Raw genomic sequence first — 1,789 nt, forward strand, 5'->3', positions numbered from 1 at the left:
GGGTTGGTGGGCGTGGTGCACGAAACACAGTTGCTGGCCGCCTGGGGGGCGGATCCACTGGCGCAGGTGTCGGATGTGATGGCGCGCGTGCGCAAGACGCAGCTGAGGAGCAACGAGCGCCGGCGCATCCATCAGGCCCGCCTGGCTGCCCGCCCCACGCGGAGGCAGAAGCTTTTCTGACGGGGACGGGGTCCGGGCGGCGGTAGAGTGGGGCGTCGTGTCCGAAGCCGCCCCTGTCGCCTGGACCGTGTACATGCTGCGCTGTCGCGACGGCACGCTCTACACGGGCGCCACCAACAACCTGGAGCGCCGGCTGGCCACGCATGGGCGCGGCAAGGGCGCGGCCTACACGCGGGCCCGGTTGCCGGTGACGCTGGTGTGGAGCGAGCCCGCCGAGGATCGGAGCGCCGCCCTGCGCCGGGAGGCCGCCATCAAGCGGCTCACCCGCGCGGACAAGCTCCAGCTCTTCGCGCGGCGTCCCGGGCGGCGCTAACGCATGGCCCCCTGCCTTGTTGGGCGGGGGGATTTTAAATGCGCGACGGGATGCCGGCCGCGCGACAGTGGGCGCGCGGCGCCGGGTTGTTTCATCGTGCAGTGATGATCCGCCTGGGGCTCCCGGGTGGGTGTACGGATTCCGGGGGTCGATCTAGGGTGTGGCCGTTCCTTGCAGGGGGAAGTCCATGCTCCGGTCGCGCTCTTCCGTGTTCGTCTTGCTTGCGTTGGGATTGGGAGGTTCGGGGTGCTACGCGCCCAACCACCAGCCCGTCATCACCGCGGGGCCCCGGCCCCTGGGCTCACCGTCGACGGTGGGCGGCCTGAAGTTCGAGGAGGGGACGGTGATCCAGCTCCAGCTCGAGGTGAAGGACGCGGACGACGACGAGATCTTCTATCTCTGGTCGCAGGTGCCCGTGAACCCGGCGGGGACGTTCAGCAGCACCACGGTGGGGACACCCACCTGGACGGTGCCGCCGCCCCCCGAGAACCCGAACCAGGCCATCCACCTCAACGTGGAGGTGAAGGACGGCAACGGGGGCGTGCTGCTGGGGCAGTCGCCGGACATCTACGTCATCCCCAAGCAGTAGCTGCCTGCCTGGGGGGCAGGCCGGGCTAACCGGCGACGGTCGCGGAAGGCGGAGGAGTGCCGGGCCGCTGCTTCGAGCGGCCCCGGATGGCGACGAGGATGGCCGCCACCAGGCCCACGCCCGCGCCGATGGCCGCCCCCATCAACTGCGAATGCATCAGCGACGCGGTCACGCTGCGCACCACCTCCGGCAGGTTGCACATGGTCTGCGCGGCGAGCGGCGTGCTGTTGTTCCACTCGATGTACGAGGGGGCCGTCAGCGACGCGACGAGGGTGCCCAGCAGGGTGCCGGCCAGGATGAAGATGAGGAATGTCTTGAGCAGGGACATGGGAGGGACCTCCTCGGCGGGTGGGCGGCGGGCCGTCCTTAGTATGCGTCCGCGCGCCGCGAAAGGGGCGAAGGCATGCTAAGGGAGCGGGTGTGCCGCTCCTGCCACTCGCCATCTTGTTCGGGGTCGTCTCGCTCGCGTGCGCGGTCACCCTGGTGATCCACGCGTTCCGCCGCAGCGTGGGCACGGGGGTGATGGTGCTGCTCATCCCCTGCTACATGCTCGTGTACGCCTTCAGCCAGTTCGAGCACCCGCGCAAGAACCTCATCGTCGCCGGCTTCCTGGCCAGCACGGTGCTGACGGCGGTGTTCCTGGGCATGGGCGCCCACGGGCTCGCGGCGGTGGCGGCGCGCACCCCGCCCCCCGGCTTCTAGCGTCC

4 protein-coding genes and 1 pseudogene are annotated in these 1,789 nt (G+C 70.3%); 4 read left to right on the forward strand and 1 reads right to left on the reverse strand.

What is annotated here, in order from left to right; all coding sequences use genetic code 11:
* The 3 genes and pseudogenes from D7X74_RS41725 to D7X74_RS41735 form a co-directional block, all read left to right on the forward strand.
* Positions 1-180 (forward strand): annotated as a pseudogene (locus tag D7X74_RS41725) (hypothetical protein); the annotation flags it as partial.
* Between the two features lie 73 nt (positions 181-253).
* Complete coding sequence (locus D7X74_RS41730) at positions 254-493, forward strand: GIY-YIG nuclease family protein (protein WP_120538451.1); 240 nt, start codon at positions 254-256, stop codon at positions 491-493.
* Between the two features lie 187 nt (positions 494-680).
* Complete coding sequence (locus D7X74_RS41735) at positions 681-1,082, forward strand: hypothetical protein (protein ID WP_120538448.1); 402 nt, start codon at positions 681-683, stop codon at positions 1,080-1,082.
* 25 nt (positions 1,083-1,107) lie between these two features.
* On the opposite strand, the gene D7X74_RS41740 is transcribed toward D7X74_RS41735, so the two are convergent.
* The gene (locus D7X74_RS41740) at positions 1,108-1,410 is read right to left on the reverse strand and encodes a hypothetical protein (protein WP_120538449.1); all 303 of its coding nucleotides are present in this window, start codon (positions 1,408-1,410) and stop codon (positions 1,108-1,110) included.
* Positions 1,411-1,502: 92 nt separating this feature from the next.
* Here D7X74_RS41740 and D7X74_RS41745 point away from each other — a divergent pair, with 92 nt between their 5' ends.
* Positions 1,503-1,784, forward strand: coding sequence for a hypothetical protein (locus D7X74_RS41745; protein ID WP_120538450.1), 282 nt, complete (start codon positions 1,503-1,505; stop codon positions 1,782-1,784).
* Positions 1,785-1,789 lie beyond the last annotated feature (5 nt).

Source organism: Corallococcus sp. CA047B (assembly GCF_003612065.1).
GTDB classification, from domain to species: Bacteria; Myxococcota; Myxococcia; order Myxococcales; family Myxococcaceae; genus Corallococcus; species Corallococcus praedator.

What these genes read in the sequence shown, in the direction of transcription:
- D7X74_RS41730 (WP_120538451.1), top strand. Translation starts at nt 254, where the DNA reads ATGCTGCGCTGTCGCGACGGCACGCTCTACACGGGCGCCACCAACAAC.
- D7X74_RS41735 (WP_120538448.1), top strand. Translation starts at nt 681, where the DNA reads ATGCTCCGGTCGCGCTCTTCCGTGTTCGTCTTGCTTGCGTTGGGATTG.
- D7X74_RS41740 (WP_120538449.1), bottom strand. Translation starts at nt 1,410, where the DNA reads ATGTCCCTGCTCAAGACATTCCTCATCTTCATCCTGGCCGGCACCCTG.